At 47.0% G+C, this 23,312-nt stretch carries 18 protein-coding genes; 14 read left to right on the plus strand and 4 right to left on the minus strand.

Annotated elements, in window-relative coordinates; genetic code table 11:
• Positions 1-23 precede the first annotated feature (23 nt).
• Positions 24-683 (plus strand): response regulator, encoded by a 660-nt coding sequence (locus tag ACRRS0_RS19625; protein ID WP_432455904.1) that lies wholly within the window; start codon positions 24-26, stop codon positions 681-683.
• Between the two features lie 50 nt (positions 684-733).
• On the opposite strand, the gene ACRRS0_RS19630 is transcribed toward ACRRS0_RS19625, so the two are convergent.
• Positions 734-4,267, minus strand: a complete 3,534-nt coding sequence (locus tag ACRRS0_RS19630; RefSeq protein ID WP_432455903.1) for a PAS domain-containing hybrid sensor histidine kinase/response regulator — start codon at positions 4,265-4,267, stop codon at positions 734-736.
• Positions 4,268-4,573: 306 nt separating this feature from the next.
• On the opposite strand from ACRRS0_RS19630, the gene ACRRS0_RS19635 reads away from it, so the two are divergent.
• From ACRRS0_RS19635 to ACRRS0_RS19650, 4 genes are all read left to right on the plus strand, one after another.
• Entirely contained in the window at positions 4,574-6,373 is a 1,800-nt protein-coding gene (locus ACRRS0_RS19635) for a DUF294 nucleotidyltransferase-like domain-containing protein (protein WP_432455902.1), read from the plus strand.
• An 8-nt stretch (positions 6,374-6,381) separates the two neighbouring features.
• On the plus strand, positions 6,382-7,014 hold the full coding sequence (locus ACRRS0_RS19640; RefSeq protein WP_432455901.1) for a 3'-5' exonuclease: 633 nt from the start codon (positions 6,382-6,384) through the stop codon (positions 7,012-7,014).
• Positions 7,015-7,208: 194 nt separating this feature from the next.
• On the plus strand, positions 7,209-9,161 hold the full coding sequence (acs, locus tag ACRRS0_RS19645) for an acetate--CoA ligase (protein ID WP_432455900.1): 1,953 nt from the start codon (positions 7,209-7,211) through the stop codon (positions 9,159-9,161).
• Between the two features lie 277 nt (positions 9,162-9,438).
• Positions 9,439-9,804: a rhodanese-like domain-containing protein gene (locus ACRRS0_RS19650; RefSeq protein ID WP_432455899.1), complete on the plus strand. Its 366-nt coding sequence runs from the start codon at positions 9,439-9,441 to the stop codon at positions 9,802-9,804.
• A 148-nt stretch (positions 9,805-9,952) separates the two neighbouring features.
• On the opposite strand, the gene ACRRS0_RS19655 is transcribed toward ACRRS0_RS19650, so the two are convergent.
• Together ACRRS0_RS19655 and ACRRS0_RS19660 are read right to left on the minus strand one after the other, a co-directional pair.
• The gene (locus tag ACRRS0_RS19655; protein WP_432455898.1) at positions 9,953-13,132 is read right to left on the minus strand and encodes an efflux RND transporter permease subunit; all 3,180 of its coding nucleotides are present in this window, start codon (positions 13,130-13,132) and stop codon (positions 9,953-9,955) included.
• A 4-nt stretch (positions 13,133-13,136) separates the two neighbouring features.
• Positions 13,137-14,375, minus strand: coding sequence for an efflux RND transporter periplasmic adaptor subunit (locus tag ACRRS0_RS19660; RefSeq protein ID WP_432455897.1), 1,239 nt, complete (start codon positions 14,373-14,375; stop codon positions 13,137-13,139).
• Positions 14,376-14,549: 174 nt separating this feature from the next.
• Between ACRRS0_RS19660 and ACRRS0_RS19665 the strand changes: the two genes are divergently transcribed.
• Positions 14,550-15,179 carry a TetR/AcrR family transcriptional regulator gene (locus ACRRS0_RS19665; protein WP_432455896.1) on the plus strand — a complete coding sequence of 210 codons (630 nt, stop codon included), beginning with the start codon at positions 14,550-14,552 and terminating at the stop codon, positions 15,177-15,179.
• Here the strand turns inward: ACRRS0_RS19665 and ACRRS0_RS19670 are convergent.
• Entirely contained in the window at positions 15,176-16,024 is an 849-nt protein-coding gene (locus tag ACRRS0_RS19670) for an AraC family transcriptional regulator (protein WP_432455895.1), read from the minus strand. The genes ACRRS0_RS19665 and ACRRS0_RS19670 overlap by 4 nt on opposite strands.
• Before the next feature lie 132 nt (positions 16,025-16,156).
• Here ACRRS0_RS19670 and ACRRS0_RS19675 point away from each other — a divergent pair, with 132 nt between their 5' ends.
• The 8 genes from ACRRS0_RS19675 (at position 16,157) to dusB (ending at position 23,307) form a co-directional block, all read left to right on the plus strand.
• A complete protein-coding gene (locus ACRRS0_RS19675) occupies positions 16,157-17,542 on the plus strand; it encodes an MATE family efflux transporter (RefSeq protein WP_432455894.1) in 1,386 nt (461 codons plus the stop codon).
• Positions 17,543-17,685: 143 nt separating this feature from the next.
• Positions 17,686-18,132 (plus strand): type II 3-dehydroquinate dehydratase, encoded by a 447-nt coding sequence (gene aroQ, locus ACRRS0_RS19680; protein WP_432455893.1) that lies wholly within the window; start codon positions 17,686-17,688, stop codon positions 18,130-18,132.
• A gap of 37 nt (positions 18,133-18,169) precedes the next feature.
• A complete protein-coding gene (gene accB, locus ACRRS0_RS19685) occupies positions 18,170-18,607 on the plus strand; it encodes an acetyl-CoA carboxylase biotin carboxyl carrier protein (protein ID WP_432455892.1) in 438 nt (145 codons plus the stop codon).
• Positions 18,608-18,619: 12 nt separating this feature from the next.
• Positions 18,620-19,963, plus strand: coding sequence for an acetyl-CoA carboxylase biotin carboxylase subunit (gene accC / locus ACRRS0_RS19690; protein WP_432455891.1), 1,344 nt, complete (start codon positions 18,620-18,622; stop codon positions 19,961-19,963).
• 375 nt (positions 19,964-20,338) lie between these two features.
• Positions 20,339-20,746, plus strand: coding sequence for a hypothetical protein (locus ACRRS0_RS19695; RefSeq protein ID WP_432455890.1), 408 nt, complete (start codon positions 20,339-20,341; stop codon positions 20,744-20,746).
• A gap of 98 nt (positions 20,747-20,844) precedes the next feature.
• A complete protein-coding gene (locus ACRRS0_RS19700) occupies positions 20,845-21,225 on the plus strand; it encodes a hypothetical protein (RefSeq protein ID WP_432455889.1) in 381 nt (126 codons plus the stop codon).
• An 83-nt stretch (positions 21,226-21,308) separates the two neighbouring features.
• The gene (prmA, locus tag ACRRS0_RS19705; protein ID WP_432455888.1) at positions 21,309-22,187 is read left to right on the plus strand and encodes a 50S ribosomal protein L11 methyltransferase; all 879 of its coding nucleotides are present in this window, start codon (positions 21,309-21,311) and stop codon (positions 22,185-22,187) included.
• Positions 22,188-22,350: 163 nt separating this feature from the next.
• Entirely contained in the window at positions 22,351-23,307 is a 957-nt protein-coding gene (gene dusB, locus ACRRS0_RS19710) for a tRNA dihydrouridine synthase DusB (RefSeq protein ID WP_432455887.1), read from the plus strand.
• Positions 23,308-23,312 lie beyond the last annotated feature (5 nt).

Here is a 23,312-nt window from a genome sequence, read left to right on the forward strand (position 1 = left end):
AAAAAAGGCTGAAACACCTGATTATGGACGATACCTACAAGATCATTATTGCGGATGACCACCCCTTGTTTCGTAGTGCGCTGCAGCAGGCGGTGCATACCGCTGTCCCCGATGCACGATTGCTCGAAGCAGAAAACGTAAGTGATTTACTTGAATTGCTCGATAGCCAACGCGAGCCTGACTTATTATTACTCGATTTAAAAATGCCCGGAGCAAATGGTTTTTCGGCATTTACTCATTTACATGGCCAATATCCTGATTTACCGATTGTTGTGATATCTGCCAGTGAAGAAACGAGCGTTGTACAAAAAGCCAAGCAACTTGGGGCGACAGGCTTTATTCCAAAATCGACCCCCTTGCAGCAATTGGTTGCGGCGATCCAACATATTATCGAAGGGGATGATTGGTACCCCGAAGGTATTAGTTTTGCAAAAAGTGCCGAACAAGATCCACTTGCGGAGCGTTTGGCCAGCTTAACGCCTCAGCAATACAAAGTTTTGGTGATGCTCAATGAAGGCTTGCTAAATAAACAAATTGCCTATGAGCTGAATGTCTCTGAAGCGACAATTAAAGCGCACGTGACCGCGATTTTCCGCAAACTCAATGTAAAAAACCGGACTCAAGCCGTGATCGCCCTACAGCAATTAGAACTAGAGCCTAGACCCGAAGATAGCCCTCTTTAAGCCGAAGAGATCACATCCCCCAAATCATCCGACTCGATGATATTCGGGACTTAGGCATTTGGTTTCAGCCAATAGTTGGCTGCGGTTTTACTGTTCAGCAATTGTTGGCATAATTTTTTCAAACGCAAAGGTCGTAGTGGTTTACTTAAGTAAGCAAAGCCTTGAGCGCGCACCCGGTCAATCAAGTCGGTATGACGATCGGCACTAATCACGATGCCATGACAGGACAGCTTCCCTTGATGGATCAGCCGCTGTAGCGCCTCGAGACCCGTTTTATCATGATCAAGATGGTAGTCACTTAGAATCAGCTCAGGGATCCAACCATCGGCAATCAACGCTTCCGCTTCTTCGACCGCTTCACAACACAGCACTTGGTAACCCCAACGACTCAACAAACTTTCCATGCCAACTAAGATCTCGGGCTCATTATCGATGCACAGCACCTTGGCCCCTTGGGTAACATTAATATTGTCATGTTCAACGGGGCTTAATTTGTGGACATTAAGCGCCTCCACAACGGGCACTGTCACATAGAACACCGAGCCTTTGCCGGGGGTTGATTCTACCCCAATCGGAATTTCTAATAATTCAGCAAATCCTTGAGCAATCGCCAAACCAAGACCCAAGCCTTCATCTCTCGCTCGGCCCGATTTATTGAGCTGTTGAAATTCTTCAAAAATTTGCTGCTGCTTGCTTTTCTCGATACCGGGACCGTTATCCCAGACTTCCAAGCGCAGGTAATTACCTTTGCGGCGAGCGCCCAATAGTACTTTCCCTTGAGGGTTGTAACGTAAGGCATTGGTTAAAAAGTTTTGTAAGATCCGCCGCAGCAACTTGCTATCGGTACTCACCGTTAGTCTGCTGGCTTGCAACTTCAACTCAACCCCTTGTTGTTGCGCTAAAGGCAAAAATTCTGCATGAATATGGTCCAGCAAGTGGCCAACCTCAAACTGTTCATTACTCACCTCCACCCGACCCGATTCCAAACGCGAAATATCTAGTAAATCACTAATGATCTCTTCCGCCGAATACAACGACTTATCAATGCTTGCCGCTAAAAATTCAGCTTCTTTACTCATCTCTGATTCCAGTAAGGAACCCACAAATAGTTTGGCCGCGTTCAGCGGTTGCATCAGATCATGGCTGACCGCCGCTAAAAACCGAGACTTGGATTGATTCGCCTGCTCAGCCGACAGTGTTGCCTGTACCAATTGCTGGTTGATCGAAGACAATTGCTGAGTGCGCTGAGCAACTCGCGCCTCCAATATTTCATTGGCCTGCTTGAGCATATCTTCGGCCTGCCTGAAGGTTGTGATATCACTAAAGGTCATCACATAACCACCGTTAGGCATCGGGTTCCCCTGCACCTGAATCACGCGTCCGTCTAAACGGACACGTGAAGAAGTATGGCTGGAGCCACGGCGTAAATGTTCCACCCGCCGCTCAACATGTTCTTCAATATCACCCGGCCCACACAAACCATTAATCGCATTATGACGGATCACCTCTTCAATAGGACGCCCGACCACTAATAGGCCATGAGGAAATTCAAACAATTCGGTATAACGACGATTCCAAGAAACCAACTTCAACTCGATATCAACGATAGCAATCCCTTGGTCGATATGTTCTATCGCCCCCTGCAACAAATGTTTGTTGTATTGCAACAATCCAGATGCTTCTTCAGCGATTGAAGCAAACTCTTCCAGCTGAACTTGCTTCCCCTGTAATACCGAACCAAGCACTAAACGAGCCGAAGAAGAGCCAAATACCCCGCCCAACATCCGCTCCGTTTCAGCAATTAATTCTACTGGGGCCTGTTGGTTAGGGCTCAGTTGCAAGCCTCGAGAAGCCGCGTACTTTTGAAAGCTCTCGTTAACGCGCTGTGTCCCAAGGAAACGAGACGACAGCATGTGCAGCTCTTCAACACTCACCTTCGACTGATAGAGCGCCCCAGCATCATCCGTCTTACCAATTTGCCCCACAAAGCTGCTGGCCTGTAGCCATTCAGAAACCGCCGGACTGGATAATTTAGAGCCGAGTAAATAGGCCAGCAAATTACACACTAAGCTCAGTACAACCCCCCAGTTATTATTCGAGATTAAGGGTTGACCATCCCACTGTGGAGCGGTCAGTCCCTCGACAATACTCTGCATTAGCCACCAATTTGGCCATAGATGCGGCAAACTATCGGTAATATTCAATAAATTGAGCAACCACAACAGCATGCCCACCGATAAACCAGCATACACACCAGTGCGGTTGCCTTCTCGCCAATACAAACCAAAAACCAAGGGGATCGCTAACTGAGCGATTGCGGCAAACGACAAGAAGCCAATATCGGCCAAATTCCCGACCTCTCCAAGGATCAAGAATGCGCCCCAGGCCAATAACAAGATCACTAAGATAGTGGTACGGCGTACGTTTAATAACAACTCACTAAACTGAGCAAAGTTACGTTGACTTAATCCGCCTTGTTTCAGTAATAAGGGCAACACCAGATCGTTGCTTACCATAATCGCTAAGGCGATGGTCGACACCACCACCATACCGCTGGCCGCAGAAGTCCCACCCAAAAAGGCCGCCATCCCAAGGATCTTATGCCCAGCCGCCAGCGGCAGGCTAATCACAAAATTATCGGCAGGAGTTCCCGCAGGCAATAAATAGTCTCCAGCAAAAGCGATCGGCAATACAAAAACCGCCAACAGCAATAAATAAGCGGGAAATAACCAGCGTGCGGTCTGTAGGTCGTTCACCTGATTATTTTCAACCACCGTGACATGAAACTGCCTCGGCAGACAAATTACCGCCGACATAGCCAACAATGTCGCCACCACCAAATCGCTCACATTGGCGATACTCAGTTGCTGCCATTTATTGCCCATTGAGGCGCCTACCGCCTGCTGAGCCTCTACAGGTAAATCCCACAGCAGGCTAATAGCCAACAGCCCGACACAAACAAAGGCCAGCAATTTAATCAAAGACTCGAAGGCGATCGCGACAATAACTCCGCGGTGATGCTCCGTCGCATCAATATGGCGGGTTCCAAACAACATGGTAAAAATCGCCAGCGCGATGCTCACAAACAAGGCAATTTGTGAGCTACTGCCCTCACCGACCGCTTGTCGCATTGGCTCGCCACCAAACAAATCCAAACCCATCACAATGGCCCTCAGCTGCAACGAGATATAGGGCAAAATACCAATGATACAAATTAAGGAAATCACCACAGCCAGAGTTTGCGATTTACCGTAACGGGCGGCAATAAAATCAGCGATGGTGGTAATATGTTCACGCTTGGCAATTAAGATCAGCCGCGCTAACAGCTTCCAGCCAAATAGAAACAACAAGATTGGACCAAGGTAAATAGGAATAAACGATAGCAGGTTTTCGCTGGCTTGCCCCACCGTGCCGTAAAACGTCCAGGAGGTACAGTACACCGCGATCGAAAAGCTATAAAAAGCCGGTTGCCAACGCAGCCGCTCACTCTGGTTTTTATCGGTATAGTAGGCAATGACAAACAAAGCCCCCAAGTAAACCAACGACAGCGGAATCACTAACCAACCTTCGCTTACCATTTCCATCTTGAATCCGTTCCTTGTGACTCGCAGAGATCCTATCTAGCCCTAAAGCTGGCTATCTTTGGTGGTCGATTTTAATTCGACATAAAAGCACTTTTATCACGGCAAAAATGCGACGGCCTCAAAAACCAAACAAATCCCTCACTCATTCCTAACAAGGGGCAGGGGCTGGCGCAAATCGCTATCGCGCCCCCCTTTCAGGCCGCGCTTTAGCATGATTTAGACTAAAGTCGTCTAGGTAAAACTAACAAAAAAAGACATGCTTATCTGTGACCAAGACATAGAGTTATCCTACCCCATGGTGAGGCGATGAGCACAGATTTCAACTTCCAGCACCCACCTTTTGACCAACTAGAGCCTCAGCAACGGCAACTGGTCAGCAGCAATTTAGATATTCATTATTTTCAAAGTCAGCAGAAAATAGTGACTGCTGGCACCGAAGCAAAAGCGCTGTTTATTATTATTAAGGGGCAGGTTGAAGAGCGAGCTGACAACAATGATGAAGTGTTCGCTCACTATACCCATGAAGATTGGTTCGACGTACGCTCACAGTTTGGTGGTTACGCCAAACATGACTACCTCGCCTTAGAGGAAACCCTCTGTTATGCCTTGCCCAGCCGTATTTTTCGTCAGCTAGTCAGCGAAAACAGTGATTTTGGTGATTACTTTCAGCGCGATTTGGCGACTCGCCATCAATTAGTAGAATCCCGTGAAGGCAATAAAAATCTAGCCGAGTTCATTTTAACCTGCATCGATGAGCGTAACGTGCAGCCAGCGGTGGTGATTGAAGGGGAAACCTCACTCCAACAAGCCACTTTTATCATGCGTGAACAAAAACTCGAATCTCTATTAGTTAATCACGATGGTTGCTTCGGTATGTTAACCGGTACTGATTTACTACACGCTGCAGTATTAGTGCAGCAATCGCTGGATACACCAGTTAGCCAGTTAGCTAATTTCAACTTAATTAGTGTCAATAAAGGCGATTTTTTATTTAATGCCATGTTGTTGATGACTCGTAATAACATCGAACGAGTCGTGGTAAAAGATGAGCAAAAAATCATTGGCGTGATGGAAATGTCTCACCTGCTCAGCCTCTTCTCCACTCATTCCCATGTATTAGCCTTACGTATTGCACGAGCCTCAAGCATTGAAGAACTCAGCGAAGCGGCCCTCACTCTCAACCGGCTCGTGGAAAACCTTTGCAATAACGGTATTCGCACCTTATTTGTGATGAAGCTATTGGCCACCATGAATGAACAAATCATTCATCGGGTGTTTGATTTATCCATCGCCCCAGAGCATCACAGCCATGTGTGTTTAATGGTGATGGGGAGTGAAGGGCGCGCAGAGCAAATCATTAAGACCGACCAAGACAACGGTCTGGTGCTCGAAGATGGTTACGATTGGCCGGAAAAACAACAGCAGCTAGAGCAGTTCAGCGATTACCTGCTACAACTAGGTTATCCGCCTTGTCCTGGCAAGATCATGGTCAACAATCCGCAATGGGTACAAAGTCAAAGTCAATGGAGTGAAACCATCGCCAACTGGGTCGAAATTGGCCACGGTGAAGCCATGATGAACATCGCCATTATCTTGGATGCCCATGCCATTGCTGGCAATAAAAGCCTATTACGGCATATGCGTAAAGATTTAATGGCGCAAATGGCCAAACGCAGCGTGACTCTGGCGTTTTTTGCTCAACCGGCCTTAAAATTTCACACGCCACTAACCCTATTTGGCAAGATCAAATCGAAACACGCTGGTTTAGACATCAAGAAAGGCGGCATCTTCCCCATTGTTCATGGCGTGAGAGCTCTCGCCCTAGAGCAATCAGTCATCCCCACCAATACCCTAGAGCGAATTGAATGTTTGGCTCAACTTAAGATCCTAGAAGCCGACATGGCCGCTAATCTCACCGAAGCTCTCTTATTGTTTTTCAAATTACGTATTCAACAGCTATTCCCGATCGACGAAGAGCATGACTATCACACCCTTAAACTGGAACAATTGAATCATAGTCAACGGGATCTATTGCGCCACGGTTTACATGTGGTGAAAAAGTTTAAGCAGCAATTGGCCTTACACTTCAATATCCGCGATTACTAGGCGAAGTAATGCTGCAACGTTTTCTGTATCAGCGTAAATATAAACACAGCGACTTCGCCGAGTTATTTCAACGTTATCGTGGTCAGCAATATGTCGCGCTCGATCTGGAAACCACCAGCTTAGACACCCGCCAAGCCGACATTGTTTCGATAGGTGCGGTACTGATCGATGAAAATAAAATCTTAACTAGTCAGCCCTTCGAAGCGAAGATCCAAGCCACCGATAAACTGGCTGGTGACTCAATTAAAATTCACCTGCTACGTCATCGTGATTTACAGCAAGGTTGTCGTATCGAAGACGCTCTGCCAGCCTTGCTCAAATTTATTGGCCCACGAGCCATCGTGGGTTACAACATCGGCTATGACCAACGCATTCTCAATCGCCATTGTCGACAATTGTACGGTTTTAAATTACTCAATCCACTCATCGATGTGGGCAGAATGTTTGCCGACAAGGTACATGTCGAGCATGTGGGGATCAGTCCCAACCTCGACCTGGAACATATTTGTAATAGCCTGAATATTCCGCTGTCGGGACGTCATCAAGCGATTGACGATGCAATAACCGCCGCGATGATTTATTTACGTTTAACCTACGGCCCCCGCCCCACCATGGCACTCCCCAAGCTAAGGTCTGGTTAGCACCGTGAGCAGGCTCTCAATTATCACCGATAACAATCAGAAGCACTTTGATTAATAAAACATTTCACTATTCTTTACAAATAATTAACCAAAAGTCTAATTGTCGACACGCGACGTCAGTGCGAATCTTATATCAAAATCCGAAACGTCATTGACGATATCCCGCCTCATCATGAGGAAGCAAGGAGAGGAACATGAGTGAACACAAGCTGTACCCAGTTAAAGCAAATATCGCTGAAGACTGCCTACTAGACAATCAACAATACTTAGACATGTACCAACAATCAATTGAACAGCCCGAACTGTTCTGGGGCAAGTACGGTAAAGAACTGCTGGATTGGATCGAACCCTTCAGCAAAGTGAAAAATAGCAGCTTCGATCCCGGACACGTCAGCATTAAATGGTTCGAAGATGGTCTACTAAATGTCAGCGCTAACTGTATCGACCGTCACTTACAACAACGCGGTAACGAAGTCGCAATTATTTGGGAAGGTGATAGCCCAGACGAAGACAGCAAGCTCACCTACCAAGAACTCTATGAGCAAGTCTGCAAATTTTCCAATGCACTAAAAGCCCAAGGCGTAAAAAAAGGTGAAGTGGTTTGCCTATATATGCCAATGGTTCCCGAAGCCGCGGTGGCCATGCTGGCTTGTACCCGAATTGGCGCAGTACATTCCATCGTGTTTGGTGGTTTCTCTCCAGAAGCGCTTGCAGGACGCATTATCGACTCGAATTCAAAATACGTGATTACTGCCGACGAAGGTTTGCGGGGTGGTCGTGGTGTACCTCTCAAAGCAAACGTTGACCAAGCTTTGGAGCACCCCGAGTGTGAGTTTGTGAAAAGCGTGGTGGTCCTCAAACGAACCGGTGCAGAAGTCGGCTGGCACGACAAGCGCGACGTTTGGTGGCACGAAGCCTGCGAAAATCAAGCCGCCGAGTGTCCACCAGAACCCATGAACGCGGAAGATCCTTTATTTATCTTATATACCTCGGGTTCAACGGGTAAGCCCAAAGGCGTACTGCACACCACTGGCGGCTATTTACTGTATGCCACCATGACCTTTAAGTATGTTTTTGATTATCACCCAGGTGACATCTATTGGTGTACCGCCGACGTTGGCTGGATCACAGGTCACAGCTATTTGGTTTATGGCCCGCTTGCCAATGGCGCAACCACCATTTTGTTTGAAGGGGTGCCAAACTACCCAACTTCGGCACGCATGAGCGAAGTCTGCGACAAACATCAGGTAAGTATTTTATACACCGCTCCCACCGCAATCCGGGCCCTAATGGCTCAGGGCGATGCAGCGATCGAAGGCACCAGCCGCAGTAGCCTACGGATTATGGGCTCGGTGGGTGAGCCCATCAACCCAGAGGCTTGGGAGTGGTATTACCGTACCATTGGCGATCAACGCTGCCCAATTGTTGATACTTGGTGGCAAACCGAAACTGGCGGGATCCTAATTACGCCCCTTCCAGGAGCCACCGAACTCAAGCCGGGCTCTGCGACTCGCCCCTTCTTTGGCGTTCAACCTGCTTTGGTCGATAATGAAGGCAATGAGCTGAGCGGTGCCGCCGAAGGAAACTTGATCATCAAAGATAGCTGGCCAGGACAAATGCGCACCGTTTATGGTGATCATGAACGGTTTGAACAAACCTACTTCTCCACATTCCCCGGCACCTATACCACTGGTGATGGCGCGCGCCGCGACGAAGATGGTTATTATTGGATCACTGGTCGGGTCGATGACGTATTAAACGTAAGTGGACACCGAATGGGCACTGCCGAAATTGAAAGTGCCTTGGTCGCGCATCCGAAGATTTCAGAGGCCGCTGTGGTAGGTGTGCCCCACGAAATTAAAGGACAAGGCATCTATGCCTACATCACCCTCATGGCTGGCGAAGAACCCAGCGCCGAGCTACACAAAGAGGTCAAAGCTTGGGTGCGCAAAGAAATTGGGCCAATTGCCACCCCCGATATCCTGCACTGGGCAGAAGCACTACCAAAAACCCGCTCGGGTAAAATTATGCGTCGTATTTTGCGTAAAATTGCCACCAACGAAACCGACTCTTTGGGTGATACTTCAACCTTGGCGGATCCATCGGTGGTTGATAAGTTAATTCAGGAGAAATCGAACGCAGCTTAAACCTAAGTGCGATATTCAGCCGTTTGCATCGACTGCAAACGGCTTTTTTGTTCATAAGAGAAAGCCACAGCGTAGAAACTAGTATTTCTACAAAACAACCTCCTATATTTAAACGGCTCACCACTATCAACCCAAGGCTTGGGATCAAAATCCAGCGGCCAAGCTAAACCTGCTGTAGTGGAACCAGATCAAACTATCCGCGGTCACTTAAGATTAAACTGAAACCAAATCAAAATTGATGTATTTATATAGGACTCACTTCATGGTAGGGAAAAATATGAACAAGACTAAAATTGTGGCAATTCTGCTGCTGTTATCCAGTAGCGTTGTAAGCTTTACCAGCTTAGCCACTGAGCGAGCCGAGCAGGCCTGGCAATACATCACCGATAAACAGGCATTGCTAATTGATGTCCGTAGCCCTCATGAATTCCAACAAGGACACTTAAACGGCGCCCAAAATATGCCTCATCAAACTGTCGCCGCCCATATTGAACAACTCACCACAGACAGAAACCAAGCGATAGTCGTTTATTGTCGCTCAGGAAATCGGGCCAATTACGCCTTACAGGTATTACAACAAATGGGCTACCAGCAAGTGGTCAATGGCGGCGGCCTACAAGAAATGCTGGCTGAAAAGCCCTAACCGGCGTTGCTCGATAACGGCTGGTTGATTCAGTCTAACTTCAGACAATAAACCCGCTGCGCCAGTAAACCATCCTTAAAGATCAGTCGTCCAGTAATAACAAAGGCAGGCGATTTAGCCTGCCTTTAGTGAATGATACAACAAGCGCTTATTTTGCGATCAAATGAGTCTCATCGAATACTGCCGATTGACTATCCACGCTTACCTTAGGTACTCGCCGCGCGAGTAAATAGTAAAATAAGGGGGTGAGTAACAAACCAAATACAGTGACCCCAATCATGCCATAAAATACTGCCACACCAATTGCCTGACGCATCTCAGCCCCTTCTCCAGTAGAATAGACCATCGGCACCACCCCCATAATAAAGGCGATGGATGTCATTAATATTGGCCGCAAGCGCAGGTGAGCCGCTTCCAAGATGGCGTCCATCACCGTACGACCTTGATCCTGCAATTCTTTGGCAAATTCGACAATTAGGATCGCGTTTTTGGTGGCTAAAGCAACCAACACAATTAAACCTATTTGAGTAAAGATATTGTTGTCCCCTCCCGATAACAATACCCCACTAATTGCCGAAAGTAAGGTCATCGGAATAATCAAAATAATGGCCATCGGCAAGCGTAAACTTTCGTATTGCGCGGCTAATACCATAAACACCAACAAAATAACCAAGGGATAAACAAACATCGCGGTATTCCCAGAAAGCTGCTGCTGATAACTTAGCTCGGTCCACTCATAACTCATCCCTATCGGTAGCGTCTCCGCTAAGATTTTCTCAATCGCGGCCTGCGCTTCCCCCGAACTGTAACCCGCTGCCGCACTACCGTTGATTTCAGCAGTGGTATAGGCGTTGTAGTGCATCACCCGATCGGGACCCGTAACCGAGTCTATTGACATAAACGATCCAAGGGGGATCATCACACCATCACGATTACGCAACTTAAGCTGGCTAATCTGCTCTGGCGACTGCCGGAACTGCTCATCGGCTTGCATATTAACCTGATAGGTACGTCCAAATTTATTGAAATCATTCACATAGACCGAGCCCATATAAGCTTGCAAGGTAGTAAAGACCTCATCCAGAGACACTCCCAGCTGCATCGCCTTGGTTCTGTCTAAATCCAACTGTAACTGGGGCACCTTCACCTGATAACTCGAAAATATCCCCGCTAAGGCCGGATCCGCCCAAGCTTTTTGCATCACTTGCATGGTGACATTCGCCAGCGCTTCATAACCTAAGTTGGCGCGATCTTGGATCTGCAACCTAAAACCACCAATGCTGCCTAAACCTTGCACTGGCGGCGGCGGGAAAATCGCAATAAAGGCTTCTTGGATGCCCGCAAATTTTTGATTCAACGCGCCAGCAATCGCATTCGCACTCAAACTCGGATCTTGGCGTTGAGAAAAATCAGTTAAAGGCGTAAACACAATCGCACTATTCGGGCTATTGGTGAAACCATTAATACTTAAACCAGGAAAAGCCACCGCATGCGCAACTCCCGGCTGGGCGAGAACTATGTCTGTCATTTGTTTCACCACGGCTTCGGTGCGCTGTAGTGATGCCGCATCGGGCAATTGAGCAAAGGCAACTAAATATTGCTTATCTTGGCTAGGTACATAACCGGTTGGCGTATTCATAAATTGATAGCCAGTCAACCCGAGCAAAGCCACATAGATAATCCCAACCAGTGCCGCTAAGCGAATAATTTTTTTAATCATCACCGCATAGACGCTGGCACCTTTATCAAACAGTCGATTAAACGGTGCAAAAATCAATTTACCGAACAGACCGTCCATGACCCGAGTCAAACGGTCTTTAGGCTGATCATGCCCTTTCAATAATAAGGCCGACAAGGCAGGACTCAAGGTCAATGAGTTTAGTGCCGAAATAAAGGTCGAAATGGTAATGGTCAAGGCAAATTGCCGATAAAACTGTCCTGTTAAACCAGACATAAAGGCCGTCGGAATAAATACCGCCGCCAAAACCAAAGTGGTCGCGACAATCGGGCCCGTCACTTCCTTCATCGCTTGCTGAGTTGCAGCAACCGGGCTTAAGCCATTGGCAATATTTCGCTGGACATTTTCCACCACGACAATCGCGTCATCTACCACAATACCGATGGCCAGCACTAAACCAAATAAAGACAGCGCGTTTAGCGAAAAACCCAGCAAATGCATGAAGGCAAAAGTTCCCACCAGCGATACCGGTACCGCCACCAAAGGAATAATTGAAGCGCGCCAAGTTTGTAAGAACAAGACCACCACAAACACCACCAGCAACAGAGCTTCAAACAGTGTTTTAACCACCGCCTTAATTGAGCCACGAACAAATACCGTGGGATCATAAACCGTGGCGTAGCTTAAACCCTGCGGAAATCCCTTCGCCAATTCAACCATTCTCGCTCGTACATCTTCCGAAATTTGAATCGCATTGGAACCCGAAGCCTGAAATACCCCAATCGCAATAGCATCCTTATTATCCAACATCGACCCCAGCGCATAGCTACTGGCACCTAATTCCACCCGAGCCACATCTCTTAAGCGGCTAATCTCGCCCTGTTCACCCACTTTGATGATGATGTTTTCAAATTCGTCTACATTGTCTAAGCGCCCCTTCACATTGATTAACAATTGAAAGTCAGACTCGCCGCTGGGTTGTGCTCCTAAACTGCCTGCTGCAGCTTGTTGGTTTTGCTGACGAATCGCGGTGATAATTAGGCTGGGGTTTAAACCTAAAGCCGCCACTTTATTGGGATCGAGCCAAACTCTTAAACTGTATTCTCCAGCACCGAATAGACGAACCGCGCCCACTCCTTCGATGCGCGCCAGCTCATCTCGAACATTTAATGCCGCATAATTAGATAAATAGAGTAAGTCATAACGTTCATCTGGCGAAGTCAGGTGAACGACCATGGTCAGATCAGGCGAAGACTTTTCGGTGGTGATCCCTAAACGTTGCACCACTTCTGGCAAACGCGGGGTGGCTCGGTCAACCCGACTTTGCACTTGGGCTTGCGCCTGTTCGACATCACTGCCAATGGCAAAAGTCACAGTGAGGGTCATTCGGCCATCGGAGGTGGCTTGAGAAGACATATACAGCATGTTTTCCACACCGTTAATTTCTTGCTCCAGCGGAGAGGCGACAGTGTCAGCAATCACCTTCGGATTGGCACCAGGATAATTGGCCGTCACCACCACCGTAGGCGGTACAACTTCCGGATATTCAGTAATTGGCAATTGCCACACCGCAATAGCGCCCGCAATAAACACCAATAACGATAACACCGCCGCAAATATCGGTCGTTTGATAAAAAACTGAGAAAACATGGGGCTATCCTTGCTGAGCAGAAATATCAGGATTTGAACTTAAGCGTTGATACTGTTGCTGAAATAAACGCTGAGAGTCATGCAGGGTGGAGAGCACCGCTTCACTAGCCATGCTACGCGCCACCGGAGTGACCTGCATTTGTGGGCGAACTCGTTGTAAACCATTTACCACGATCCGCTCTGAGCCCGACAAACCTTGGCTGACGATTCGTAAGCCATTGATCTCTTCGCCCAGAACCACTGGACGATACTGCACCACATTGTGCTCATCTAACACCAATACAAACTGATTGTTTAAATCAGTGCCCACCGCTCTATCATCGATCAATGTTGCCTGATAACTACTGCTGCCTGCGATCCGTAAACGGGTATACATGCCCGGTAATAACGCGCCATCTGGATTCGCAAAACGAGCTCGCAAACGGATCGTACCAGTGTTTTGACTCAACGCATTATCAATAAAGTCAATCTGCCCTAGATGACTAAATTGAGACTCATTCGCCAAAGCCATTTGCACCACCGCGACACTATCTGCGTTTCCAGCTCGTGGTAAGACACCCGTTAACTGTTGATACTTAAGAAAGCTCTGTTCATCCACATCAAAGTAAGCATACATATGCTGGGTGGAGACAATACGTGTGAGTGACGTTTCACCCAAATTGACATAGTTGCCTGCCGTAATAAGAGCATTCGAAACGCGCCCCGAAATCGGCGCACGCACGTCACAAAAGGCGAGGTCTAGGCGCGCTCTTGATAAAGCAGCATTAATCGAGGCCACCGACGCAGCGCCTTGCTCTTGAGCAGAAAACCGACTGTCGAGCAATTCATCGGCTATCGCTTGTTGACGACTCAAGGCCTGCGCTCGCTGGTAGTTTTTCTTGGCTAAGGCAAAACTACTTTTAGCGCTGGCCAATTCGGCCTCTAAGCGAGCCACTTCTGCTGCAAAGACACGGGCATCAATTTTAAATAACACCTCGCCCTTTTTCACCACACTACCTTCCGTAAATAACACCTGCTCGATATAGCCAGAAACCCGTGGCATCACCATTACGGTTTGCGGCGCTTGCAGACGACCGGTATATAAGTCTGTTTCGGTAATTTTCTCTAGCAACACCTTAGCCACCTCAACAGAGGGTGGTGGAGGTGCAACATCACCTGCGGCCTCAGACTTTCCACATGCGACGAGGCTAATACTAAGTACGCCCATGCAGAACAATTTGACTAAATCGAAAACAGAAGCCATGGCAGGTCCCTCAAATAATAAATGTGGTGAGATAAATCCCTTTTGTACTGCTCGGTATAATAGTATTGAAACGTGACCGGGTTCAAGCTGTTTTTTGTACCGAGTGGTATTTAATTGTTTGAACCGCTTAAAGTGGTAAGATGAGAACGATTAATAAAAACTTAAGGATCATTGATGTCATTGAAATGTTGTGGCAATCCAGGTCGCCCCCGTAATTTTGACCCGGCGAAAGCTTTAGCCGCTGCACTACAAGTGTTCTGGGAAAAAGGTTATGAAGGCGCATCCTTAAATGAATTAACTCAGGCCATGGGGATTAACAAACCCAGTATGTACGCCACTTTTGGTAATAAAGAACAGCTTTTTTTTAAAGCCATCGAACTTTATGAGCAGCGGCCTAACGCCTATTTCTATCCGGCCTTAGCAAAAGCAACCGCTTATCAGGTGGCTGAACATATATTGCGGGGTGCTATCACCAACCTTAGCGACCCCACACAACCTCAGGGTTGCGTTGTCATACAAGCGGCCCTGTCTTGTGGACAATCAGCCAATAGCATTAAAGAAGCCCTCAAAGATCGACGTAACCAAGCAGGAGCAGCCTTATTACAACGGCTTCAACGAGCCCAACAAGAACAAGACTTAAGGGCCGACGCGAGCCCCGAAGCATTAGCGCACTATTTAGCAACAGTACTACAAGGTTTGAACGTACATGCCACCAACGGTGCCAGCATCCAACAACTAGAACTAATTGCAAAACTCACACTGGCAACCTTTCAAAACGCCACTCGAGATCCTGCTACAGACTAAGTATTCGCTTGTTTATCACGACGATAACGTCCTGGAGAAATAGCAAAGTACTTTTTGAAGCGATGTGCAAAGGCAAAACCATCTTGATAACCCAGTTGACTCGCGATGACCTCTATCGACCAATTGCTCTCACGCAATAGATATCGAGCATGCTCCAAACGCAAGCGGGTTAAATATTGCTTAGGGCTGGTTTGAAATTCTTGTTGGAATAAACGATAACAATGGGCTTCTGATACCGACAAACGCTGCGCCATATCAGTCACCGACCAAGGGTAATGTAGCGAAGAACGCAGCTGTTGCTCTAAGTTATGCAAAGGATTGGGCGCTTCGCCCTTTAGTGGTTTAAGTAACTGCAATAAATAACGCTTGAGTAGCTGAGTTAAGGCGGCCTCAACCAAAGGATCGGCCTGTTGTTTTACTTCTTCATCCAGTAATAGCTTTAAACACTGATCGATACTTTGGCCAGAATCTATTTGTATTACTTTCGCTTGCGGTGGGAAACGATACCAACTCAGATCAGCCGAAAATAATAACCAATTATGTCGCCAAAAGTGACTCGCCAGGCTAATCGAATAATGTGCTCCCGCTGGTAACAATAGCATTTCATTCGGACCGATCCGCTGCTGGCCTTGCGGGGTATGCAGGCGTCCGGCCCCCGCCATCGATAACACCAACAAATGCTCCTTGGGTGCCCGCCGACTCACAAAATATTCCCCACGAAGATAAGAAACCCCCGCTAAACTCACCTGTAATTCAGCCAACTCCGAAAATCGTTCGGTGGTGAGGAAGCGCTCGACACAACGCGGGCCGATGTCGAGCTTGTCTTGCCAATGACGAAGATTCATAAATGATAGTTTTAAACATATTATGGATAGCTTCAATTATGTGTCATGCGGAGCAAATAAGATAGGATCCTGCCGTCTATCGTTACTTGCTAGATAGCTTCAATCAGATGAAGCTCACGTTTTGAGGTTTTTATGCACACATCTCCCAATTCATTAAATCGCGCTTGGTTAGAGCAGTTTTGGCGTCTCGCTTGGCCGATTTCGCTACAAGCGGTATTGCTCAGCTTATTAAGCTTAGTCGATGTGCTCATGGTAGCGACCATCGGAGACGCCGAAGTGGCTGCGGTGGGTTATGCTGGCCGCGCTTTTTTTGTTGCGATTATTATTTTAAACGGTTTCTCTACCGCCTGTGCCACACTCAGTGCCCAGCATTGGGGCTCAAAAAACTGGCCCGCCATTGGCCGAACCGTAGCGCTGTCGTTTTACGCAGGATTACTGTTTACCGCTATCGCTCTTGGCCTCATGCTGCTAAGCCCAACAACCATTATGCAATGGGGAAGCAGCGATGCCCAGCTCATCGCAATTGGTGCCGATTACATTCAAGTCACCGCGCTGATGCTGTTATTTACCTTACCGGTCACTCTCGTTGAATCCGCCTTGCGGGCGAGCGGAAACACCAAACTGCCACTGTACATTAGTATGTTTGCGGTCGTGACTAATATCGCATTAAATCAAATATTTATCTTCGGTTTAGGGCCAATTCCAGCAATGGGCGTTGTCGGCGCAGGGATCGCCACAGTTGTCGCTCGAGCATTACAACTATTGATTCTGTCGGTTATTTTAAAGTTACAAGACCACCCGCTACTAAAGGTGAGTTTCATCGGCTTCTGGCAACTCCATAAAACCGAATGGCTCAACTATGCCAAACTGGCGGTCCCCTTAGTTATCAATTTTGGTATTTGGTCGATTGGGGTATTTGTTTATGCCACCTTATATGGGCAACTGGGAACAAATGCTCTAGCAGCGATGAGTTTAATTGGCCCGATTGAAGGGATCGCAATTTCTTGCTTTATTGGCTTTTCAGCTGCCTGCTCGATCATGATTGGCAATAAATTAGGTGTAAACCAATTTACTCAAGCATGGAAAGATGCTCGCGCGTCGCTCATCGTAAGCCCTATTGCAGCGATGGGAATTGGCGTGCTGGTATGGTTACTAAGCTATCCATTACTCAACTTATTTGGAGCCCTAGAAAGTGACACCCTAAACTTGGCTCGACAGTTAATATTAATACTCGCGACAACCACCTGGATCCGTATATTTAATATGGTGTTAATTAATGGGATCCTGCGTAGTGGTGGCGACAATGGATTTTGTCTGATGTCCGATACATTTTGCCAATGGGGCGTGGGCTTAATGGCCACATCTATTGCCATTTTAGTGTTTGATGTTAGCCTGTTAACCGCCTATTGCATCGCTCTAAGTGAAGAAGTTTGTAAGGCTCTCCTGTGTTTTTGGCGGATGAATCAGAAAAAATGGTTGCGCAACCTAACTACCGGTTCATTTGCCGAAACGAACTGATTAGACCAGAAAAATGCTGCCATTTTCTGCGAAAACACTATAATCATCGAAAATTAGAGTTAGTTAGCATATTTATTTTCAAAAAATGTGCTAATCTTTCTTAAATTACCAGTTCCATAACTTAAGTAGAATTTTCAACGAAAATGTCTAACAAATTCTCTATTTTGCTGCTCAATGGCCCAAATCTAAACTTACTCGGAAAACGAGAGCCAGAAATTTATGGCCGACAAACTTTAGACGATATTGTGCAGCTCTTACGTACCCAAGCCGAAGCGCAGGGTGCCAGCCTTGATGATTTTCAGTCCAATACTGAAGGCGAACTAATTAACCGGATCCATCAAGCCATGGGAGAAGTTGATTTTATCTTAATCAACCCTGCGGCGTTTACCCATACCAGTGTAGCACTACGTGATGCCTTGCTCGGTGTAAACATCCCATTTATAGAAATCCATCTATCTAACGTGCATGCACGTGAGCCCTTTCGCCATCATTCTTATCTTGCTGATAAGGCCGAAGGCGTGATCTGTGGTCTAGGTAGCCAAGGATACCAATTTGCTTTAACTGCTGCGCTCGCCCAGTTGCAGCAGTAGCCATTTAATTAACCTAATACGATAAAAGAGAGCCCCTATGGATATTCGCAAGATTAAAAAATTAATCGAATTAGTAGAAGAGTCAGGTGTTGCCGAATTAGAAATTACCGAAGGTGAAGAATCGGTACGCATTAGCCGCAATTTTAGTGGTGCTGCGCAACAAACAATCTATGCGCCAGCCCCCGTAGCCGCGCCAGTTTCCGCACCAAGCGCAGCCCCAGCAGAAAAAGAAGCCTCATCAGGTCATCAACTGCTATCGCCTATGGTTGGCACTTTTTACCGCTCGTCTTCTCCAGAAGCACAACCATTTGTACAAGAAGGTCAGCAAGTGAATGTGGGTGACACACTTTGCATTATTGAAGCGATGAAGATGATGAATCAAATCGACTCTGACAAAGCCGGTGTTGTGAAGGCGATATTAGTTGAAGACGGTAATCCTGTTGAGTTTGATGAACCGCTATTCATCATCGAATAAAGAGGCATTTGTATGCTAGATAAAGTTGTTATCGCTAACCGTGGTGAAATTGCCCTACGGATTTTGCGCGCCTGTAAAGAGCTCGGTATTAAGACTGTTGCCGTGCACTCAACCGCAGACCGCGATTTAAAGCACGTCTTATTAGCCGATGAATCCATTTGTATTGGTAAACCCGCTGCAAGTGAAAGTTACTTAGATATTCCACGCATTATTGCCGCAGCTGAAGTCACCGATGCAGTCGCAATTCACCCGGGTTATGGTTTTCTATCAGAGAATGCCGAATTCTCTGAAATCGTCGAGAAAAGTGGTTTCATTTTTATTGGCCCCACAGCTGAGACCATCCGCATGATGGGTGATAAGGTTGAAGCGATTAAGGCGATGAAAAAAGCTGGTGTTCCCTGTGTACCTGGCTCAGACGGCCCGCTTAGTGAAGATGAAAAGAAAAATATTCAAATCGCCAAGCGAATTGGTTACCCAGTAATCATTAAAGCCGCTGGTGGTGGTGGTGGTCGTGGTATGCGCGTGGTTCATCAAGAAAGTGAATTAGTGCAAAGCATTGCGATGACCAAAGCTGAAGCCGGAGCCGCCTTTAATAATGATATCGTCTACATGGAAAAATACTTGGAAAATCCTCGCCATGTAGAGGTTCAAGTATTATCCGACGGTCAAGGCAACGCAATTCACTTAGGTGAACGAGACTGTTCGATGCAACGCCGTCACCAGAAAGTCGTAGAAGAAGCACCAGCGCCGGGTATTACCGAAGACATGCGGCGCTACATTGGTGAACGTTGTACCCGTGCTTGTTTAGAAATTAACTATCGTGGTGCTGGTACTTTTGAATTCTTATATGAGAATGGTGAGTTCTACTTCATCGAGATGAATACCCGTATTCAGGTTGAACACCCCGTCACCGAGATGGTGACAGGCATCGACTTAATTAAAGAACAACTGCGGATTGCAGCAGGTCAACCGCTGTCCTTTAGTCAAGATCAGGTGAAAATTACGGGTCACGCCATCGAATGTCGGATTAATGCCGAAGATCCAGTAAGCTTCATTCCTTCACCGGGTCGCATTAACCGCTTCCATCCTCCGGGTGGCATGGGGATCCGTTGGGACTCTCACGTATATGCCGGTTACTCAGTGCCGCCTTATTACGACTCAATGATTGGTAAGTTGATTACCTACGGCGAGAATCGTGATATTGCGATTGCACGCATGAAAAATGCCTTATCGGAGTTAGTTATCGATGGTATAAAAACCAACGTGCCTTTACAGCAAAAAATCATGCAAGACGAAAATTTCCAATTTGGTGGTGCCAACATCCACTACCTTGAGAAAAAACTCGGTCTTCAGTAAGCGTAAACGAATAGAAAATAACAAGCCCTCGAATTAATACGGGGGCTTTTTTTTGCCAAATTCCCCCTTAAAAACATAAACTTTGATCCCATTAAAAATCGATTTACGTTGATTATATGCTGGTTATCCAAGCTTTGAACCATTGACTATTAGCTAAATAAACCAAGCCATCGGGTATACATATCGCGTGGCTAAACACTCGAGCTGCGTCGCATAAGTGTAAGGCAATTGTTACACTCAGGTTAAGCGTTATGGCATTTGTAAACGGCGGCATCTATATTTATGGCTTACACTAAGAATGCGGTAACTCAAATTGAGTGGCGCATAGATTATTGATGTTTTTATTACTGAATCAAGGACTGATAGCTTTAGGTCATGATTATTAAGCCAATATACGAAATACTGCCAAGCCTTTACCTGACTGCTGGCTCAGGTTCAGTGATCTGGCTAGACTCTACCCTTGGAATCGCAGGCGGTATATTGCTATTTTGTTTGGGGGCCATCGTTTGGGTAATGCGCTCCAACTGCCGCCGTTTAGATGAGGTAACCACTCTCTCGAAACGCATCACTCTGCCAGAGTCTTTATACGAGTTTACCCCCTTCTTTTTAATTGGTATCGCCTTAAGTCTTATTTCCAGCCAACAGCATATTTGGGCCTATATTCTTGCCGTATTTTGCTTATATCGCGGCACACAACTACTGTATCTGCGACATCGCTATCGCAGCTACGCTTGGCAGAAAGCCCAAAGCAGCTCAGTCGCAAATAAAAGAGCACAACCATAAATGAAGCAAATTTTACAACCAAGAACTGCGTACGACCCTTTTCTTTGGGAAGTACTAATATTTAAGTAAGTGTATCAACCAACAGATAGGAGTGTTCAATGCTACCCAAAGTTATATACGAATTACTTCCTAGCGGCTATTTATCTGCTGGTACCGGGTCGATCTTATTGCTAGACCCATGGTTAGCCAATCTTGGCGGTGCAATACTATTTGCCATGGGCGCTCTCATTTGGGTGATACGCTCAAATTATCGGCGAGACGACCGCGACCGCAAATCATTTATTACTAAACATAAAGTACTGCCAGAAGCGCTCTACGAATTCATCCCCTTTGCCTATTTAGCAAGCGCAGTATTGCTACTCAGTCTACTCTCTAATACTCCTTCGCTATTTTTAGCGCTCGTAGCCTGTTATCGGGGCCTGCAATTGCTTTATAAGCGCTCACAGTATCGAAACCATAGACTAAGCAGAGCCAATTAGACTGAGGCACCCACACAATTTTTAGATGCTAAGCACAATCTAACGCAGTACACTGGCCGGCTAATCGACTAGAGGAGCGGACGATGCCTTGGATCCAGCTAAAAATTAACGCCACAAAAGACAGTGCCGAACAGATCGGCGACTTATTAATGGAGACCGGCTGCCAAGCCGTCACCTTTTTAGACCGTCATGACACCCCTGTATTTGAGCCCCTATTAGGAGAAACACCACTTTGGGGCGATACCGACGTGCAAGGCTTGTATGATGCATCCGCCGACATGGCACCAGTTCTCGACTTTTTGCGTCAAGCCAAAGTCGTGGATGACAACAACTACAAACTCGACCAACTTGAGGATAAAGATTGGGAGCGCGAGTGGATGAAAGACTTCCACCCGATGCAGTTTGGCGAACGCCTATGGGTATGCCCAAGCTGGACCGATGTGCCCGATCCCAAGGCCGTTAATGTGCTGCTAGACCCTGGACTTGCCTTTGGTACAGGCACCCACCCCACCACTGCTCTCTGTTTAAAATGGCTCGACCAGCTCGATCTCAGTGGTAAAACCGTGGTCGACTTTGGTTGCGGTAGTGGCATCCTCGCCATTGCAGCCATCAAACTAGGTGCCGAGCGGGTGGTTGGCATCGACATTGATCCTCAAGCGCTGCTGGCCAGTAAAGATAACGCCGAGCGTAATGCTGTGGCCGAAAAACTCGAACTTTACCTGCCCAAAGATCAACCCAGCGACTTTAAAGCCGACATAGTGGTGGCTAATATTCTCGCTGGGCCACTCAAAGAACTTTCGGATATCATTCTTGCCTACTTAAAACCGAAGGGCAGCATTGCGCTCTCAGGCATCTTAGAAGAACAAAGCGAAGCGGTATTAGCAGCCTACCAAACACAATGTGATATGGATGCCGTTGTTCTTGATCAAGAATGGTGTCGTTTAAGCGGAATAAAGCGCTAAGTTCACCTTTTATGTGGTAGGTTCCTCGTTTTACCGAGCTTCCTGCCATATTATCCAACTAAAAATCCAGCTTTTTTTTTAAGAAATGTTCAAATAATAGCCTTTTCAGCGTGCTCAAAAAGTCGTAAACTACGCCGCCCTGAGATTGAGAAGAACGCGAGTCATGAGAATAGGTCGTTATCAACTGGACAATCCGGTGATATTAGCACCCATGGCTGGCATTACCGATCAACCCTTTAGGCGTTTGTGTTGGCGCCTAGGCGCGGGGCTTACGGTTTCAGAGATGTTGTCGAGTAACCCTCGGGTATGGAACAGCAAAAAATCGCTGAACCGAATGGTTCACCTAGATGAATGCGGCATACGCAGTATTCAGATAGCTGGAGCGGATCCAGAATTGATGGCGCTAGCTGCCCAGCACAATGTGGCAAATGGTGCGCAAATTATTGACATCAACATGGGTTGCCCAGCAAAGAAAGTAAATAAAAAATTAGCTGGCTCGGCGTTGTTACAGCAACCCGAACTAGTCGCAAAAATCCTTAATGCTGTTGTACAGGCCGTTGATGTACCAGTGACCTTAAAAATCCGTACTGGATGGTCACCCGAACATCGCAATGCTTTGGCGATTGCCAAACTTGCAGAGGCGGCGGGAATTCAAGCCCTAGCAATTCATGGTCGGACGCGAGCATGTATGTATAAAGGTTTGGCTGAATACGACACCATAAAAGCAGTAAAACAAGAAGTCTCGATACCTATTGTGGCAAATGGCGACATCACCACACCGGAGCAAGCCAAGCATGTCTTGGATTACACTGGCGCGGACGCCATCATGATCGGTCGTGGAGCTCAAGGTAACCCTTGGCTTTTCAGAGAAATTAACCACTACTTAACCAGTGGCGAGCACTTAAGTGCTCCTGCGGTTGAAGAAGTGAAGGAAGTCATGCTTCACCACTTAGACAACCTATATTCGTTTTATGGGGAGTACCAAGGGGTTCGTATCGCCCGCAAACATGTGGGCTGGTACTTGAAGCAAATCGCGGACACGGACAAGTTTCGTTGTCAGTTTAACCAGCTTGAATCAGCCCTGGCACAAACGTCCGCAATTGAGCAGTTTTTCGAATAATTGTT

Source organism: Agarivorans sp. QJM3NY_29, assembly GCF_050870835.2.
Lineage (GTDB): Bacteria > Pseudomonadota > Gammaproteobacteria > Enterobacterales > Celerinatantimonadaceae > Agarivorans.

Coding starts and splice junctions, on each gene's coding strand:
- ACRRS0_RS19665 (WP_432455896.1), top strand. CDS start 14,550: ATGTCATTGAAATGTTGTGGCAATCCAGGTCGCCCCCGTAATTTTGAC.
- prmA (WP_432455888.1), top strand. CDS start 21,309: ATGCCTTGGATCCAGCTAAAAATTAACGCCACAAAAGACAGTGCCGAA.
- ACRRS0_RS19635 (WP_432455902.1), top strand. CDS start 4,574: ATGAGCACAGATTTCAACTTCCAGCACCCACCTTTTGACCAACTAGAG.
- aroQ (WP_432455893.1), top strand. CDS start 17,686: ATGTCTAACAAATTCTCTATTTTGCTGCTCAATGGCCCAAATCTAAAC.
- accC (WP_432455891.1), top strand. CDS start 18,620: ATGCTAGATAAAGTTGTTATCGCTAACCGTGGTGAAATTGCCCTACGG.
- ACRRS0_RS19655 (WP_432455898.1), bottom strand. CDS start 13,132: ATGTTTTCTCAGTTTTTTATCAAACGACCGATATTTGCGGCGGTGTTA.
- ACRRS0_RS19630 (WP_432455903.1), bottom strand. CDS start 4,267: ATGGAAATGGTAAGCGAAGGTTGGTTAGTGATTCCGCTGTCGTTGGTT.
- dusB (WP_432455887.1), top strand. CDS start 22,351: ATGAGAATAGGTCGTTATCAACTGGACAATCCGGTGATATTAGCACCC.
- ACRRS0_RS19650 (WP_432455899.1), top strand. CDS start 9,439: ATGAACAAGACTAAAATTGTGGCAATTCTGCTGCTGTTATCCAGTAGC.
- ACRRS0_RS19625 (WP_432455904.1), top strand. CDS start 24: ATGGACGATACCTACAAGATCATTATTGCGGATGACCACCCCTTGTTT.
- ACRRS0_RS19700 (WP_432455889.1), top strand. CDS start 20,845: ATGCTACCCAAAGTTATATACGAATTACTTCCTAGCGGCTATTTATCT.
- accB (WP_432455892.1), top strand. CDS start 18,170: ATGGATATTCGCAAGATTAAAAAATTAATCGAATTAGTAGAAGAGTCA.
- ACRRS0_RS19660 (WP_432455897.1), bottom strand. CDS start 14,375: ATGGCTTCTGTTTTCGATTTAGTCAAATTGTTCTGCATGGGCGTACTT.
- ACRRS0_RS19695 (WP_432455890.1), top strand. CDS start 20,339: ATGATTATTAAGCCAATATACGAAATACTGCCAAGCCTTTACCTGACT.
- ACRRS0_RS19670 (WP_432455895.1), bottom strand. CDS start 16,024: ATGAATCTTCGTCATTGGCAAGACAAGCTCGACATCGGCCCGCGTTGT.
- ACRRS0_RS19675 (WP_432455894.1), top strand. CDS start 16,157: ATGCACACATCTCCCAATTCATTAAATCGCGCTTGGTTAGAGCAGTTT.
- ACRRS0_RS19640 (WP_432455901.1), top strand. CDS start 6,382: ATGCTGCAACGTTTTCTGTATCAGCGTAAATATAAACACAGCGACTTC.
- acs (WP_432455900.1), top strand. CDS start 7,209: ATGAGTGAACACAAGCTGTACCCAGTTAAAGCAAATATCGCTGAAGAC.